Here is a 15,388-nt window from a genome sequence, read left to right on the forward strand (position 1 = left end):
GTCGGCTCAGTCGATGCGCACGCACCGATGCCCGCGCGCGCCCCGCGCCGGACCATGCCGCCGGGCAGTTTCACCGATATCGACTGGGGCCGCCCGTGGTTCGCGCAACACGAAGCGCGCGGCCGGCGCTGGCAGCAGGCCGCGCTGGCGGGATACGCGGCGTACCTCGATGAACTGAACGCCGATGCGCGGGCTGCCGCCCAAAGCACGGGCCGCGGCCAGCCGCTGCGCTTCATCGCCCAGGACGACCTGCCCGAGGGCTCGGCCTATGAGGCGCATATCGCGGCGTCGGGCTGCGTGCCGACGCGCCACAACCTCCACGACTTCTTCAACGCGCTCGCCTGGTTCGCGTTCCCGCGCATCAAGGCGACGCTGAACGCGCGCCAGGCCGCGGCGATCGACGTGCTGGGCGTGGGCCCCACGCGCGGCGGCGTGCGCGACGCGCTTACGCTGTTCGACGAGAACGCGGTGCTCTTTGCCTCATCGGATGCGACGCTGGTCGCGGCGTTGCGCGGCTTCGACTGGCGCACGCTGTTCGTGGCCCAGCGCGCTGGCTGGGAAGCGGCTTTCGGGGAGACGATCGGCGCGGCGCGCTGCGAAGTCCGCGTATTCGGCCATGCGCTGCTCGAGAAGATGATCTCGCCTTATGCGGCGTGCACGGCGCACGCCTGGGTGGTCGAGGTGCCGCAAGCGTACTTCACGTGGCCGCGCGCGCAACGCGACGCGTATCTGGACGAAACAGTGAGCGTGACACTCGCCGCCGACGCGGCGCCTGACGCGCTCAACGGGCGCAGCTTCGCGCCGTTGCCGGTGCTCGGCATTCCGGGCTGGTGGGCGCAAAACGAGGATCCGTCGTTCTACGACGACGCCACCGTCTTTCGCGCCGGCCGCCGGACCCGCTGAAAGCCAGGCGGGCGGCGATCGATCCGGCCCCCGGCGCGGCGTGCCCGCCCGTGCTAATATCGCGCCTCGCAAAGCAGGCCAGGCAGTCGCGGCTCCGAGGTTTCGGCCAACGAGGCGAGGAAAGTCCGGACTCCACAGGGCAGGGTGATGGCTAACGGCCATCCGTGGCGACACGCGGAACAGGGCAACAGAGAACAGACCGCCGATGGCCCGATTTCGGTCGGGATCAGGTAAGGGTGAAACGGTGCGGTAAGAGCGCACCGCGTCTGCGGTGACGTAGACGGCACGGTAACCTCCACCCGGAGCAATTCCAAGTAGGCAGGCGCGCATCTTCGGGATGCAGGATGGGGCCCCCATCCCGTCTGCGGGTAGGAAGCTTGAGCGCGTCAGCAATGGCGCGCCTAGAGGAATGGCTGCCACGCGCGGCGCGTCTTCGGATGCGGCGTGTGCACAGAATCCGGCTTATCGGCCTGCTTTGCAGCCTCATTCATGCAAAAAGCCGGCGCAGTTCTTCGCAGAACTGCGCCGGCTTTTTCTTTTGCCGCAGGCCTTAAGCGGCGACGATCTCGAACGTATGCGTGATCTCGGCAGTCTTGCCGATCATGATCGACGCCGAGCAGTACTTGTCGTGCGAGAGGTTGATCGCGCGCTCCACGGTGGCCGGGTTCAGGTTCTTGCCGGTCACGGTGAAGTGGAAGTGGATCTTCGTGAAGACCTTGGGGTCTTCGCTCGCGCGCTCGGCCTTGAGCGTCACGCTGCAGCCGCTCACTTCCTGGCGGCTCTTCTTGAGGATCAGCACCACGTCGTAGGCCGTGCAGCCGCCGGTGCCGAGCAGCACCATTTCCATCGGCCGCGGCGCGAGGTTGTGGCCACCGCCTTCCGGTGCGCCGTCCATGTTGACGAGATGGCCGCTGCCCGTTTCGGCCGCGAACGCCATGCCGTCCTGACCCATCCAGCTAACTTTGCATTCCATATGCGTGTGCCCCTGCGCGGTTTCTTGATTCAGACGGCATTGTAGCCCGCACCTTACTGGTATGTCCGGGGGGACACGGCGGCGCGCGGCTTAGGCCTCGTGCTTGAATGTTGCGTCGCGACATCCCATGGACAAGATAATTTCCCCTTGTGCAACTAGGGGTTTCGCTCTAGTTGTCTCGCATGTTTTTCGCAAGGCGAGTTTCCAACGCACTGATTTTTAAGAATTTTTCTGCCGACGTCCTGATTTAAGCAAATTTCACATTGTGGTTTTGGATTTCGCAATGCAAATGGCCTTGCGCCGCACAAGGCCCATCCGTATAATTCGTCTCACTGGTTGTCGTGCTTCACGACACCTCAGCATGTCTCCTCCACCCTCCTCCAAAGAGTGGATTAAGCCCGAACAAACGCGTTCGGGCTTTTTTTCGTCTACCGCCCCCGTTTTGCCCGCCCCTGCGCCTACAGCAAGCAATTTTTTGACTCGCCGCCAAATTTCCTTTTATAATCGTAGGTTCTCCGCATCCATGTCCGCGCGGAGACGGGGAAACTCGAACCAGGGAGAGCCTGCGCCGACGTCAACGAGCGTCACCACACAAGCAGGACCAAAACAGGGCACAGCATTTTTTTTGGATCGATCATGAAGACTTTTTCCGCCAAGGCACATGAAGTGCAGCGCGAATGGTACGTGATTGACGCGACGGATAAGGTTCTCGGCCGTGTCGCCAGCGAAGTGGCACGCCGTCTTCGCGGCAAGCACAAGCCTGAGTTCACCCCGCACGTCGACACTGGTGATTTCATCATCATCATCAACGCCGGCAAGCTGAAGGTCACGGGCAACAAGACCACCGACAAGAAGTACTACCGTCACTCGGGTTACCCGGGCGGTATCTACGAAACGACGTTCGGCAAGATGCAGGAACGCTTCCCGGGCCGCGCGCTCGAGAAGGCCGTGAAGGGCATGCTGCCGAAGGGCCCGCTCGGCTACGCGATGATCAAGAAGCTGAAGGTCTACGCTGACGCAACGCACCCGCACTCGGCACAACAGCCGAAGGCGCTCGAGATCTAAGGGGAGCCCACATGATCGGTAACTGGAATTACGGTACGGGCCGCCGCAAGAGCGCCGTCGCTCGTGTCTTCATCAAGTCGGGCAAGGGCGAGATCGTCGTCAACGGCAAGCCCATCGCCGACTACTTCTCGCGCGAAACGTCGCTCATGATCGTGCGTCAACCGCTGGAACTCACGAACCACGGCACGACGTTCGACATCAAGGTGAACGTGACGGGCGGCGGCGAAACCGGCCAGGCCGGCGCAGTTCGCCACGGCATCACGCGCGCGCTGATGGACTACGACGCAACGCTCAAGCCGGCACTGTCGCAAGCTGGCTTCGTTACCCGTGACGCACGTGAAGTGGAACGTAAGAAGGTCGGTTTCCACAAGGCACGTCGCCGCAAGCAGTTCTCGAAGCGTTAATTTCGCATTGGCGCTTTGCGCCTGCGCCCCTCGCGGGGTGCAGCGCAGCTGCAAAAGCCGTCCGCGCTTCGTGCGCCGGGCGGCTTTTTCGTTTGTTTTTTCGTTTTCGTGGGCGTGTCGCACGTGTGGCGCGCAAACTGCGACAATCTGGAGAAACCCCTTGATTTCGTGGGCTTAAGCACGATATCGGGAAGAGCCCTACAATAGCGGCTAGAAGCTTTTTTGGAGAGTTCGAATGAGCGCTGTCACCGAAACTACCGCGACCGAAATGCCCGGTCCCTTCGTTTTCACCGAAGCAGCGGCTGACAAGGTCAAGCAACTGATCGACGAGGAAGGCAACCCGGAGCTGAAGCTGCGCGTATTCGTGCAGGGCGGCGGCTGCTCGGGCTTCCAGTACGGATTCACGTTTGACGAATCGGTCAACGAAGACGACACCGTGATGAACCGCAACGGCGTCCAGCTTCTGATCGACTCGATGAGCTATCAGTACCTCGTCGGCGCCGAGATCGACTACAAGGACGATCTGAACGGCGCGCAATTCGTCATCAAGAACCCGAACGCGACCACCACGTGCGGTTGCGGCTCGTCGTTCTCGGTCTGATCGATTTGCTGCAATCAATGTAACGGGGCTTCGGCCCCGTTTTTTATTGGTGTGCGCCTGTTCAGCGCGGGTAAATCGCGCCCAGCACGCGCTCGCCGGCAGCCCCGGTTACGGCCGCGAGATTGCCCGGTTCGCGCGCCACGCAGCGCATGGCGAGCCACGCGAAGGCAAGCGGTTCCACCTGATGCGGCGGGACACCGAGCGCCTCGGTGGTCGTGACCGGTACGCCCGCCACACCGCCCGTTTCGAGCGCCTTTTGCAGCGCCGCCATCAATGCGGCATTGCGTGCACCGCCGCCGCAGACATACACGGCATGGCAGTCGCTCGCGTGACGCCCGATCTCGCGTGCCACGCTCGCGGCGGTCAGGGCGACCAGTGTGGCCTGCACGTCGGCGGGCGTGAGCGACTCGAAGCCCTTGAGCTTGTCGTCGAGCCACTGGGCGTTGAAAAGATCGCGGCCGGTGCTCTTGGGCGGCGGCTGCTCGAAGAACGGCTCGTCCAGCAGGGCATTCAGAAGCGGTTGATGCAGATTGCCGCTCGCGGCGAACTTGCCGTTCTCGTCGTAGGGCTTGCCTAGATGCCGTTCTGCCCACAGGTCGAGCAGGGCGTTGGCCGGGCCGCAGTCGAAGCCACGCACGGCACCCGTCGACGAGAGCACCGTGATGTTGCTGATGCCGCCAAGATTGCAGACCACGCGCGTTTCTTCCTGCGAGCCGAACAGCGTCGCATGAAACGCGGGCACGAGCGGCGCACCCTGGCCGCCCGAGGCGACGTCGCGACTGCGGAAGTCGGCGATGACGTCGATATGCGTGAGTTCCGCAAGCAGCGCCGGGTTCTGGATCTGCACGGTGTAGCCCTTCTCCGGCCGATGCCGCACGGTCTGGCCGTGCGCGCCGATCGCGCGCACCTCGGCGGGGGGCACGCTGCTCCCGCGCAGCAACTCGTGGCAGCACACCGCATAGCGGGCAGCCAGCGCGTTGCCGGCGAGCGCTTCGCGTTCGATCTCGTTCTCGCCTGGCTGCTGCAACGAAAAGAGCGCCTCGCGCAGCCCCTGCGCAAAGCCGACGAACGCCTCGGCCAGCACCACTGGCCGCTGTCCCGCCTCGAAGCGCACGGCAATGCCGTCCACGCCATCCATGCTGGTGCCCGACATCAGGCCGAAATACACGCCGTCGGCGGCGTGTGCGCTCTCGTTTCGTGCGTCGCGTGGCGCCACGTTGTGCTCCTTTATCAATGCAATTCAGTGCCCTGCGAGGGAATTATCGGCGCAATGCCTTTCGAGCGTAAGCCGAACGGCTGACTGTTGCCCGCCTGAGCGTCGTGGGACGCTCATCGCGCTGCTCGATTGCGGGCGGCGCTGGAGCTTTGCACGAAGTCAACCCGTTGAGTCTCTGTGTTGACCGCGCAACGCGCGGTTCGTATAGTGAGCCTATACGCTATACGGAGAATGCGCACGACCCCAGGCCGGATCCTGGCTCCAGACCCACCCATGCTGGATCTGCTTGGTCTGGAGAATCATGATCAAGTCGTGGAACCACAAAGGGCTCAAGGCGTTCTTTTTCACTGGCAACAAGGTGGACATCCGGCCCGATCATGTACCGCGCCTGCAGCGTCAGCTGGCGCGGCTCGACGAGGCCGAGGCGCCCCGGGACATGAACGTGCCGGGCTGGCGCTGCCATGCGCTGGAAGGCCGTCTCGACGGCCATCACGCGATTCCCGTCAACGGCAACTGGCGCCTGACTTTCGCGTTCGAAGGCCGCCACGCGGTCCTGGTCGACTATCACGACTATCACTGAGGCACGAGCAAGATGAACGACACGATACGCATGCATAACCCGCCGCACCCCGGCGAAACGCTGCGCGACGACATCCTCCCCGAGCTGGGGCTCACCGTAACGGAGGCCGCGGCGCAACTCGGCGTCACTCGCGCAGCGCTCTCGCGCGTGCTCAACGGCCGCGCCGGCATCTCTGCGGAAATGGCGCTGCGCCTCGAGGCGTGGCTCGGCGAAGAGAACGGCGGTCGCGCCGATCTGTGGCTCGCCATGCAGGTTGCCTACGACCTTTGGCAGGCGCGCGCGAAAGGCGTGCCGCGCGTGGAGCGCGCCCCCGCCCGTTCCTGAGCGCGGGGTTCGCGGCGCGCGCCGCGGGCAACTGCCGCGCGCGCGACCCGCAAACCTCGGCCCGGCGAGTCGAATCACGTAAAATTGCGGCCTAGACCCAGACTTAACGACAGAACCGATCGAAGCATGAGCAACGAGTCCACCTCCAGCAACGGCGCCAGCACCGGCGCAAAAGACGCCTTTCCGGTCACCGACGAAGTCCGTCACGCGCTTGCCGTCACGAAGCGCGGCGTGGACGAACTGCTGATCGAAGAAGAATTCGAGCAGAAGCTCGCCCGCAGCGCGGCCACCGGCAAGCCGCTGCGCATCAAGCTCGGCCTCGACCCGACCGCGCCCGACATCCACATCGGCCATACGGTCGTGCTCAACAAGATGCGCCAGCTGCAGGATCTCGGCCACAACGTGATCTTCCTGATCGGCGACTTCACTTCGCTCATCGGCGACCCGTCGGGCCGCAACGCCACGCGTCCGCCGCTCACGCGCGAGCAGATCGAATCGAACGCGAAAACGTACTTCGAGCAGGCCGCGCTCGTGCTCGACCGCGAAAAGACCGAAATTCGCTACAACAGCGAATGGTCGATGCCGCTCGGCGCCGACGGCATGATCAAGCTCGCGTCGCGCTACACGGTGGCGCGTATTCTCGAGCGCGAGGACTTCACCAAGCGCTTCCAGAGCGGCGTGCCCATTTCGATCCACGAATTCCTGTATCCGCTCATGCAGGGTTACGACTCGGTCGCGCTCAACGCGGACCTCGAGCTCGGCGGCACGGACCAGAAGTTCAACCTGCTCGTTGGCCGCGAACTGCAAAAGCAGTACGGCCAGGAGCAGCAGTGCATTCTCACGATGCCGCTGCTCGAAGGCCTCGACGGCGTCGAGAAGATGTCGAAGTCGAAGAACAACTACATTGGCATCAGCGAGAAGCCCAACGACATGTTCGGCAAGCTCATGAGCATTTCCGACGTGCTGATGTGGCGTTACTTCACGCTGCTCTCGTTCCGTCCGCTGGACGAAATCGAAGGCTTCAAGCGCGAAATCGAAGCGGGCCGCAACCCGCGCGACTTCAAGGTGCTGCTCGCGCAGGAAATCGTCGCGCGTTTTCACTCGCAGGCCGACGCCGAGCGCGCGCTCGAAGACTTCAACCATCGCGCCAAGGGCGGCGTGCCGGACGACATTCCGTCGATCACGCTTGCGGGCGCGCCCCTCGCCATTGGCCAGTTGCTCAAGCAGGCCGGGCTCGTACCGTCCACGAGCGAAGCGCTGCGCAACATCGAGCAGGGCGGCGTGAAGATCGACGGCGCGACCGTCTCTGACAAGGGCCTCAAGGTCGAAGCGGGCGAGTTCGTCGTGCAGGTGGGCAAGCGCCGCTTTGCGCGCGTGACGCTCACGGCATGATTGCGCTGATCCAGCGCGTGCGCCGCGCCGAGGTGCGCGTGGCGCAAGGCGGCAGCGAGCGCGTGACCGGCGCGATCGGCCAGGGGCTGCTCGCGCTGGTTTGCGCCGAGCGCGGCGACACCGAGGCCAACGCCGACAAGCTGCTCGCGAAGCTGCTCGGCTATCGCGTGTTCAGCGACGCGGCGGGCAAGATGAACCTGAGCGTGCAGAACATCGACGGCAACGGCGCTGCCGGCGGCCTGCTGCTCGTCTCGCAGTTCACGCTCGCGGCCGACACGAACAGCGGTCTGCGCCCGAGCTTCACGCCGGCCGCGCCGCCCGAAGAGGGGCGGCGTCTGTTCGATTATTTCGTTGCCGCCGCGCGCGAGAAGCATACGAGCGTCGAGACCGGCGAATTCGGCGCCGACATGCAGGTGTCGCTCGTCAACGACGGCCCCGTCACGTTCTGGCTGCAAGTGCGCAACTGAACCATGTGTTTTTGACCATGCGCTTTTGACCATGAACACGCAGATTCTCTTTATCCGCCACGGCGAAACGGACTGGAACCGCATCAAGCGCATCCAGGGCCACATCGACATTCCGCTCGCGAAAAGCGGCGTGGCGCAGGCGCAGCAACTCGGCGTGCGGCTCGCGCAAGACGTGCAGTCGGGCGAGCGGCTCGACGCAATCTGGTCGAGCGATTTGTTGCGCGCGCAACAGACGGCGCAGCCCATTGCCGAAGCCCTCGGCCTGCCGATTCAACTCAGCGAAGGCCTGCGCGAACGCAACTATGGCGCGTTTCAGGGCCACGACAGCGACGAAATCGCCGAGCGCTTTCCGGACGAGTACGCGCACTGGCAAACGCGCGACCCTGGCTTCGCTCCGCCCGAAGGCGAATCGCAGCGCGAGTTCTACCACCGCGTGCTGCACGCGCTCGAGCCGATCCTGGCTAAGCACCCGGGCGGCCGTATTGCGTGTGTCGCGCATGGCGGCGTGCTCGACTGCGTGTACCGCTTCGCGAACGGCCTCGCGCTCGACGCACCGCGCGCGTGGCCGCTGCTCAACACGAGCGTCAACGTCGTCGATTTCGACCGCGGCGACTACGTGACGCAGGCGCGCGTCGTCGCATGGGGTGATGTGACGCACCTGGGCGGCATCAGTGCCGACGACGGCTTCAGGCGCACGCCCGAGGCGGGGCGCTAACCTGTCTTTTCGGGCAGCGCGGTGCCTGGCCGCGCCGTCCTGTTCGTCCTGCCAGTGCCCTCCCTGCGCCACCCCCGTGTCTTGGCAACGCTGCGGCCCCATCGATTTCCTTTCCGCTCGCTTGCGGGTTCTTTCCAAAGCCCAACCACGAAGTTAAGCGTCCTGCTAATATTTGTCCGACCTTTGGGCACGCTGGCCACCGGGCTCCATGCCCGGCCCGGCGTTGAAGAGGGACGCGCGCGCATGACAAGCGCGAGGCCGCGTGCCCAAGGTTCGAACGGGTATTCCAAGAAAACACGCAGGAGAAAGTTCAATGACGTTCAAGCTTCACGAGCTGCTGCCGGTGAGCGCAGCGGTCATGGCGCTCGCAGCGCTGTCGGCCAGCAATACGGCGTCGGCCGACCAGGTCGTCAAGATCGGCCACGTCGGTCCTCTCACGGGTGGTTCAGCCCACCTCGGCAAGGACAACGAGAACGGCGCGCGCCTTGCCATCGAGGAAATCAACGCCAGGGGCCTGACGATCGACGGCCAGAAGATCACGCTCGCGCTCGACGCCCAGGACGACGCCGCCGACCCGCGCCAGGCCACCCAGGTCGCGCAGAAGCTCGTAGACGACAAGGTCGTGGCCGTGATCGGTCATCTGAACTCGGGCGCGTCGATCCCGGCATCGAAGATCTACAGCGACGCCGGGATCGTGCAGATCTCGCCGTCGTCGACCAATCCTTCGTACACGCAGCAGGGATTCAAGACCACGTACCGCGTGGTCGCGACCGACGCCCAGCAAGGCCCCGCGCTCGCCGATTACGCGGCCAGGAGCCTGAACGTGAAGACCGTGGCCGTGGTCGACGACTCGACCGCCTATGGCCAGGGCCTCGCGAACGAGTTCGAGAAGACGGCGAAGTCGCTTGGCATGAAGGTGCTCTCGCACGACGCGACCAACGACAAGGCCGTCGATTTCCGCGCGATCCTCACGAAGATCAAGGGTGAGAACCCCGACGCCATCATGTACGGCGGCATGGACGCCACGGGCGGCCCGTTCGCGAAGCAGGCCCGGCAGCTCGGTTTGCGCGCGAAGGTGCTGTCGGGCGACGGCGTCTGCACGGAAAGCCTCGCGGAACTCGCGGGTGCGGCGACGGACAATATCGTCTGCTCGCAGGCCGGCATGGCGGTCGAGCGTATGAACGGCGGTGCGGCGTTCGCGGCGAAGTACCAAAAGCGCTTCGGTCACCCGATCGAATTCGATGCGCCGTTCACGTATGACGCGGTGTACATCGTCGTCGACGCGATGAAGCGCGCGAACTCCACCGACCACGCGAAGATCCTCGCGCAGATCCCGGGCACGGACTACAAGGGTGTGATTGGCGAGACGACCTTCGATTCGAAGGGCGACCTCAAGCACGGCGTGATCTCGCTCTACAACTACAAGGCAGGCAAGAAGACGCTGCTCGACGTGGTGAAGATGTAAGCACGCGGGCGCGCGCAGCCGCATCGGCGCGCCGCACCTGAAACGGCCAACCTGCGCGAGCGGGTTGGCCGTTTTTTATGGCGCAGCGCTTATTTCGCGGGTTGCGCCGCGGCCCGCCGCCGCGCGCGTTTCGAGACGCCGTTGACGAGCGCCCATCGCAACACCGGCGCGACGGCGAGCATGCCGGGCTGCACCATGGCGCGGCGCGCGAAGGCGAACGAGTCGAAGCCGAGCATCTGCTGCGCGAAGGGCGGCAACAGGTCGATGCCCGCGTTCCTGATCAGCGCACCGGCGGGGCGCATCCCAGGGCGCGGCGCGGGCGCTTCCATGAGCACGCGCACCACTTCGAACGTGCGGTCGCTCGCGACGAGTTCGGGCTGCATCGACTGCAGATACGCAGCGATTTCGGCGCGCGAGCGCGGCACGTTCGCAGCGCCGAGCAGTTCGGCAATGCGCGCGACTTCGGCATAGTACTGATCCTGCATCTCACCGGGCAGCGCGGGATTCACGAAGCGCAAATACGCGCCGAGAAAGCTCGAGACTTCGGCCACGTGCACCCAGGTGAGCAGCGCAGGATCGCTCGCGCGATAGGGACGGCCATCGGGTGCGGTGCCCGTCACGGCGAGGTGGATCCGCTTGACGCGTTCGATTAGCGCCAGCGCGTCGGCGCGGCTGCCGTAAGTCGTACCGGCGATGAAGGTCGCGGTGCGCCGCAGCCGCCCGAGGATGTCGATGCGAAAGGTCGAATGGTCCCACACACCGGCGAGCGCAAGCGGATGCAGCGCCTGCAGCAGCAGCGCGCTGACGCCGCCCGCCATCATTGCGGCGAAATCGGCATGGACCTTCCAGCAAACGGCGTCGGGGCCGAAGAGGCCGGGGTCGCCCGGCGGATTCGAGTAATCGAGTTTCGGGCCGCTGCCCGTGGTGAGATGCGTGATGTTTTCGGCGAGCGTCATGCGCAGGCGGCGCGCGAGCTGACCGGCAAGGCTGGTCGGTTCAGGCGCGTTGGGAGGGAGGCCGGCGTGGTCGGACATCGTGCTCTCGCTCGCGCTGCGTTGAGGCTGGCGCGCCCTACGACGCGTCCGGTTCCCAGTCGCCGCCCGTCGATGCGTCGTCCGGCACCGTGAGGCCGAAGTGGCGGTAGCTCAGTTGCGTGGCCACACGGCCGCGCGGCGTGCGCTGCAGATAGCCCTGCTGGATCAGGTACGGTTCGAGCACGTCCTCGATCGTGTCGCGTTCCTCGCCGATGGCGGCGGCAAGGTTGTCCACGCCCACCGGACCGCCGTCGAACTTGTGCAGGATGGCTTCGAGCAGCTTGCGGTCCATCAGGTCGAAGCCGACAGGATCGACGTCGAGCATGCGCAGCGCGGCGTCGGCGACCTTCGCGGTGATCGCGCCGTCTGCCTTCACCTCCGCGTAGTCGCGCACGCGGCGCAGCAGGCGGTTGGCGATACGCGGCGTGCCGCGCGAGCGGCGCGCGATTTCGAGCGCGCCGTCCGGGTGGATCTGCGCGCCGAGCAGCGAAGCCGAGCGCTGCACGATGCGCGAGAGTTCGCCCGCGTTGTAGAACTCGAGGCGCGAGACGATGCCGAAGCGGTCGCGCAGCGGGTTCGTGAGCATGCCCGCGCGCGTGGTCGCGCCCACCAGCGTGAACGGCTGGAGGTCGAGCTTCACGCTGCGCGCGGCGGGCCCTTCGCCGATCATGATGTCGATCTGGTAGTCCTCGAGCGCCGGATACAGGATTTCCTCGACGACCGGCGAGAGCCGGTGAATTTCGTCGATAAAGAGCACGTCGTTGGCTTCGAGATTGGTGAGCAGCGCCGCGAGATCGCCCGCACGCTCCAGCACGGGGCCCGACGTCTGCCGCAGATTGACCCCCATTTCGCGCGCAATGATGTGCGCGAGCGTGGTCTTGCCGAGGCCCGGCGGGCCGAACAACAGCACGTGGTCGAGCGGTTCGGAACGGCGCTTCGCAGCCTCGATGAAGATCTCGAGCTGGCCGCGCACCTTTTCCTGGCCGACATATTCGTCGAGCTGGCGCGGGCGCAACGCGCGTTCGAACGCTTCCTCATGCGACGAGGCGGGCGTGGCGGCGATCACGCGGTCGGCGCCGGCGTGGTTGGCGGCGAGTTTGTCGGTTTCGATCATGCAGCGATTGTACCGCGCAGACTCTGCGATGGCGGGGCCGTCCCGGGCACCACGGTGGCGCCGCAACTAACAGCCCGCCTCAGCGCGCGAGGGCGATCAGGCCTTGGAAAGCGCCTTGAGCGCGAGCTTGATGCCTTCCGAAACGCCCGTGCCGGCGGGCACGTTCTTGATCGCGGCCAGCCCTTCCTTCTCCGAATAGCCGAGCGCGAGCAACGCGTTGAGGATGTCGTTCGCGTGGTCGGAAGGCGAAGCGGCGGCGGCCATCGCGCCGAGGTCCGCGCCGAGCTTGCCCTTGAGTTCGAGCAGCAGGCGCTCGGCCGTCTTCTTGCCGATGCCGGGCACGCGCGTGAGGCGCGCCGCATCCTGTTGCGTGACCGCTTGCGCCAGGTCATTCACGCTCATGCCCGAGAGCACGGCGAGCGCCATGCGTGCGCCGATGCCGCTGATCTTGAGCAGCTCGCGAAACGTCGAGCGTTCCTCCTGCGTGCCGAAGCCGAAGAGCAGATGCGCGTCTTCGCGCACGATCATCTGCGTGAGCAACACGATTTTTTCGCCGTTGCCGGGCAGGTTGTAGAACGTGCTCATCGGCACGTCGACTTCGTAGCCGACGCCGTTGCAGTCGATGAGCAGGTGCGGCGGGTTCTTTTCCAGCAATACGCCGGCAATGCGACCGATCATGGCGGGTTCTGTGATGAGGGAAAGCTCAAGAGTGTAGCGGAGGGCAGGGCAGTACGGCGCGCGCGGCCGGAACGTTCGGCGCCCGGCCAGGCGCATCGGCCACGCATTCAGCCGATCAACCGTCCACGGCGTACCCGCATGCCCTTTTTCGCGAGCGCAGGCGCAAGCCCGCCGAGCGTGGCAAGTGCATCGCCGCCGTGTGCGTGGCAGATCGCCATGCCGAGCGCGTCGGCGGCGTCGGTGCCGGGCGTGCCCGTGAGGGCGAGCAGGCGCACGACCATCTGCTGCATCTGCTCCTTGGTCGCGCGTCCGTAGCCCACCACGGCCTGCTTGAGCTGCAGCGCGGTGTACTCGGCCACCGGCACGCCGCCTGAGACCAGCCCGCAAATCGCTGCACCGCGCGCCTGGCCGAGCAGGAGGGTCGACTGCGGATTGACGTTGACGAAGACCTTTTCGATCGCGGCCTGGTCGGGCGCGTGCTGGCGGATCAGCGTGGAAACGCCCTCGAAGATGGTGCCGAGGCGCGTGGGCAGATCGGCATCGGCGGTGCGGATGACGCCGCTGGCGACGTACGTGAGCTGATGGCCATGACGTTCGATCACGCCGAAGCCCGTGACGCGCAAGCCGGGGTCGATGCCGAGAATTCTCATGAAATGCGGGAAAGACGGATGTGCCTGCGATGGTACAACGAACGGCACAGATGCCGCGAGCCTTGAAGGCGCAAGCGCACCAGGCGCGCCGCGCAAAGAAAAAGCCCGCGAGACGCGAGTCCGGCGGGCTTTGCACAAGCGGCGCGAGGTCACGCGCCGCACACAACCAGGGCGGCGAAGATCAGTGACGGAAGTGGCGGATGCCCGTCATCACCATCGCGATGTTGTGCTCGTCGGCGGCGGCGATCACTTCGTCGTCGCGCATCGAGCCGCCCGGCTGGATCACGCAGGTCGCGCCCGCGTTCACCACCACGTCGAGGCCGTCGCGGAACGGGAAGAACGCGTCCGACGCCACTGCCGTGCCGGCAAGCTTGAGGCCCGCGTTCTCGGCCTTGATGCTGGCGATGCGCGCCGAGTCCACGCGGCTCATCTGGCCCGCGCCCACGCCCATCGTCATGCCGTTCGCGCAGAACACGATGGCGTTCGACTTCACGAACTTCGCGACGCGCCATGCGAACAGCAGGTCGTCCATTTCCTTCGGCGTGGGGTGGCGCTTCGTCACCACGCGTAGTTCGTGCGGCTGCACGTTCTTTGCGTCGAGCGATTGCACGAGCAGGCCGCCGCCCACGCGCTTGAGGTCGAATGCGTTATGGCCATCGCCCAGCGCGATCTCGAGCAGACGCACGTTCTGCTTCGCGGCGAACACGGCCTTCGCGGCTTCCGAGAACGACGGCGCGATCAGCACTTCGACGAACTGCCTGGCCACGGCCTGAGCCGCGGCTTCGTCCACTTCGCGGTTGAACGCGATGATGCCGCCGAACGCCGAGGTCGGGTCGGTCTGGAACGCCTTCGAGTAGGCTTCGAGCGCGTTCGCGCCGATCGCCACGCCGCACGGATTCGCGTGCTTGATGATCACGCAGGCCGGGGCGTCGAACGTCTTCACGCATTCCCATGCCGCGTCCGAATCGGCGATGTTGTTGTACGAGAGTTCCTTGCCCTGCAGCTGCGTGTAGTTCGCGAGCGCGCCGGCGGGCGTCGTGAGGTCGCGGTAGAACGCGGCGCTCTGGTGCGGGTTTTCGCCATAGCGCAGGTCCTGGACCTTGTCGAACGCGAGGTTCAGCACGGCCGGGTAGGTGTTGCGCGACTTGTGCTCGAGCGCTTCGGTGAGGCTCGTGAGGTAGTTCGTGATCGCACCGTCGTACTGCGCCGTGTGCGAGAACACCTTGGTCGCGAGGCGGAAGTTCGTGGCGTAGCTCACGGTGTTGCCGTTCGCGCGCATTTCTTCCAGCACCTTCGCGTAGTCGGCCGGGTCGACCACCACGGTCACGTCGCGATGGTTCTTCGCCGCCGAGCGCAGCATGGTCGGGCCGCCGATATCGATGTTCTCGATCGCGTCTTCCAGCGAGCACTCTTCCTTCGAGATCGTCTGGACGAACGGATAGAGGTTCACGACCAGCAGGTCGATCGTCGGGATGTCGTGCTTTTCGAGCGCGGCCATGTGCTCGGGCAGGTCGCGGCGCGCGAGGATGCCGCCGTGCACCTTCGGGTGCAGCGTTTTCACGCGCCCATCGAGCATTTCCGGAAAGCCCGTGTAGTCGGCCACTTCGGTGACGGAAAGGCCCGCGTCCGCGAGCAGTTTCGCGGTGCCGCCGGTCGAGAGGATCTTGACGCCGAGGTCCGACAGCGACTTCGCGAAGTCGACGATGCCGGCCTTATCGGAAACGGAGATGAGCGCTTGCCTGATCATGATGGGTAACGAGGTAGATTGCCGAGAGATCGAGGGGTCCGCGCCGAAGGTCCAGTAAAA

General features: G+C 65.3%; 17 protein-coding genes and 1 other RNA gene. 11 read left to right on the top strand and 7 right to left on the bottom strand.

The window, feature by feature from the left end:
- Positions 1 to 27 precede the first annotated feature (27 nt).
- Positions 28 to 903, top strand: coding sequence for a DUF3025 domain-containing protein (locus tag AB4Y44_RS11450; RefSeq protein WP_368699664.1), 876 nt, complete (start codon positions 28 to 30; stop codon positions 901 to 903).
- Positions 904 to 973: 70 nt separating this feature from the next.
- An RNA gene (gene rnpB / locus AB4Y44_RS11455) (RNase P RNA component class A) lies at positions 974 to 1,384 on the top strand.
- 69 nt (positions 1,385 to 1,453) lie between these two features.
- Here the strand turns inward: rnpB and AB4Y44_RS11460 are convergent.
- Positions 1,454 to 1,876 (bottom strand): OsmC family protein, encoded by a 423-nt coding sequence (locus AB4Y44_RS11460; RefSeq protein ID WP_027795839.1) that lies wholly within the window; start codon positions 1,874 to 1,876, stop codon positions 1,454 to 1,456.
- A gap of 636 nt (positions 1,877 to 2,512) precedes the next feature.
- Between AB4Y44_RS11460 and rplM the strand changes: the two genes are divergently transcribed.
- The 3 genes from rplM to erpA all read left to right on the top strand — a co-directional run bounded on the left by rplM (position 2,513) and on the right by erpA (position 3,946).
- A complete protein-coding gene (gene rplM / locus AB4Y44_RS11465) occupies positions 2,513 to 2,941 on the top strand; it encodes a 50S ribosomal protein L13 (protein ID WP_027795838.1) in 429 nt (142 codons plus the stop codon).
- Between the two features lie 11 nt (positions 2,942 to 2,952).
- Positions 2,953 to 3,345, top strand: coding sequence for a 30S ribosomal protein S9 (rpsI, locus tag AB4Y44_RS11470; RefSeq protein ID WP_028209425.1), 393 nt, complete (start codon positions 2,953 to 2,955; stop codon positions 3,343 to 3,345).
- A 235-nt stretch (positions 3,346 to 3,580) separates the two neighbouring features.
- Positions 3,581 to 3,946, top strand: a complete 366-nt coding sequence (gene erpA, locus AB4Y44_RS11475; RefSeq protein WP_342919368.1) for an iron-sulfur cluster insertion protein ErpA — start codon at positions 3,581 to 3,583, stop codon at positions 3,944 to 3,946.
- A 61-nt stretch (positions 3,947 to 4,007) separates the two neighbouring features.
- Here the strand turns inward: erpA and AB4Y44_RS11480 are convergent, their stop codons facing one another.
- Entirely contained in the window at positions 4,008 to 5,162 is a 1,155-nt protein-coding gene (locus tag AB4Y44_RS11480) for an anhydro-N-acetylmuramic acid kinase (RefSeq protein WP_368699584.1), read from the bottom strand.
- A gap of 301 nt (positions 5,163 to 5,463) precedes the next feature.
- Here AB4Y44_RS11480 and AB4Y44_RS11485 point away from each other — a divergent pair, with 301 nt between their 5' ends.
- The 6 genes from AB4Y44_RS11485 (at position 5,464) to AB4Y44_RS11510 (ending at position 10,105) form a co-directional block, all read left to right on the top strand.
- Positions 5,464 to 5,742, top strand: coding sequence for a type II toxin-antitoxin system RelE/ParE family toxin (locus AB4Y44_RS11485; protein ID WP_368699585.1), 279 nt, complete (start codon positions 5,464 to 5,466; stop codon positions 5,740 to 5,742).
- Between the two features lie 12 nt (positions 5,743 to 5,754).
- Positions 5,755 to 6,066 (top strand): HigA family addiction module antitoxin, encoded by a 312-nt coding sequence (locus AB4Y44_RS11490; protein ID WP_342919365.1) that lies wholly within the window; start codon positions 5,755 to 5,757, stop codon positions 6,064 to 6,066.
- Positions 6,067 to 6,192: 126 nt separating this feature from the next.
- Positions 6,193 to 7,458, top strand: a complete 1,266-nt coding sequence (tyrS, locus tag AB4Y44_RS11495) for a tyrosine--tRNA ligase (protein WP_342919364.1) — start codon at positions 6,193 to 6,195, stop codon at positions 7,456 to 7,458.
- Positions 7,455 to 7,925, top strand: a complete 471-nt coding sequence (dtd, locus tag AB4Y44_RS11500; RefSeq protein WP_368699586.1) for a D-aminoacyl-tRNA deacylase — start codon at positions 7,455 to 7,457, stop codon at positions 7,923 to 7,925. The genes tyrS and dtd overlap by 4 nt, the downstream gene beginning before the upstream one ends.
- Positions 7,926 to 7,956: 31 nt before the next feature.
- Positions 7,957 to 8,640 carry a histidine phosphatase family protein gene (locus tag AB4Y44_RS11505; protein WP_368699587.1) on the top strand — a complete coding sequence of 228 codons (684 nt, stop codon included), beginning with the start codon at positions 7,957 to 7,959 and terminating at the stop codon, positions 8,638 to 8,640.
- A 313-nt stretch (positions 8,641 to 8,953) separates the two neighbouring features.
- Positions 8,954 to 10,105, top strand: a complete 1,152-nt coding sequence (locus AB4Y44_RS11510; RefSeq protein ID WP_368699588.1) for a branched-chain amino acid ABC transporter substrate-binding protein — start codon at positions 8,954 to 8,956, stop codon at positions 10,103 to 10,105.
- An 89-nt stretch (positions 10,106 to 10,194) separates the two neighbouring features.
- Here the strand turns inward: AB4Y44_RS11510 and AB4Y44_RS11515 are convergent, their stop codons facing one another.
- The 5 genes from AB4Y44_RS11515 to purH form a co-directional block, all read right to left on the bottom strand.
- The gene (locus AB4Y44_RS11515; RefSeq protein WP_368699589.1) at positions 10,195 to 11,139 is read right to left on the bottom strand and encodes an oxygenase MpaB family protein; all 945 of its coding nucleotides are present in this window, start codon (positions 11,137 to 11,139) and stop codon (positions 10,195 to 10,197) included.
- A gap of 37 nt (positions 11,140 to 11,176) precedes the next feature.
- Positions 11,177 to 12,253 (bottom strand): Holliday junction branch migration DNA helicase RuvB, encoded by a 1,077-nt coding sequence (gene ruvB / locus AB4Y44_RS11520; protein ID WP_342919359.1) that lies wholly within the window; start codon positions 12,251 to 12,253, stop codon positions 11,177 to 11,179.
- A gap of 96 nt (positions 12,254 to 12,349) precedes the next feature.
- Positions 12,350 to 12,931 (bottom strand): Holliday junction branch migration protein RuvA, encoded by a 582-nt coding sequence (ruvA, locus tag AB4Y44_RS11525; RefSeq protein ID WP_324148928.1) that lies wholly within the window; start codon positions 12,929 to 12,931, stop codon positions 12,350 to 12,352.
- Positions 12,932 to 13,038: 107 nt separating this feature from the next.
- The gene (gene ruvC, locus AB4Y44_RS11530) at positions 13,039 to 13,581 is read right to left on the bottom strand and encodes a crossover junction endodeoxyribonuclease RuvC (protein WP_028201962.1); all 543 of its coding nucleotides are present in this window, start codon (positions 13,579 to 13,581) and stop codon (positions 13,039 to 13,041) included.
- A 181-nt stretch (positions 13,582 to 13,762) separates the two neighbouring features.
- Positions 13,763 to 15,328 carry a bifunctional phosphoribosylaminoimidazolecarboxamide formyltransferase/IMP cyclohydrolase gene (purH, locus tag AB4Y44_RS11535; RefSeq protein ID WP_368699590.1) on the bottom strand — a complete coding sequence of 522 codons (1,566 nt, stop codon included), beginning with the start codon at positions 15,326 to 15,328 and terminating at the stop codon, positions 13,763 to 13,765.
- Positions 15,329 to 15,388: the final 60 nt, after the last annotated feature.

This window comes from Paraburkholderia sp. BR10937, assembly GCF_040965695.1.
Lineage (GTDB): Bacteria > Pseudomonadota > Gammaproteobacteria > Burkholderiales > Burkholderiaceae > Paraburkholderia.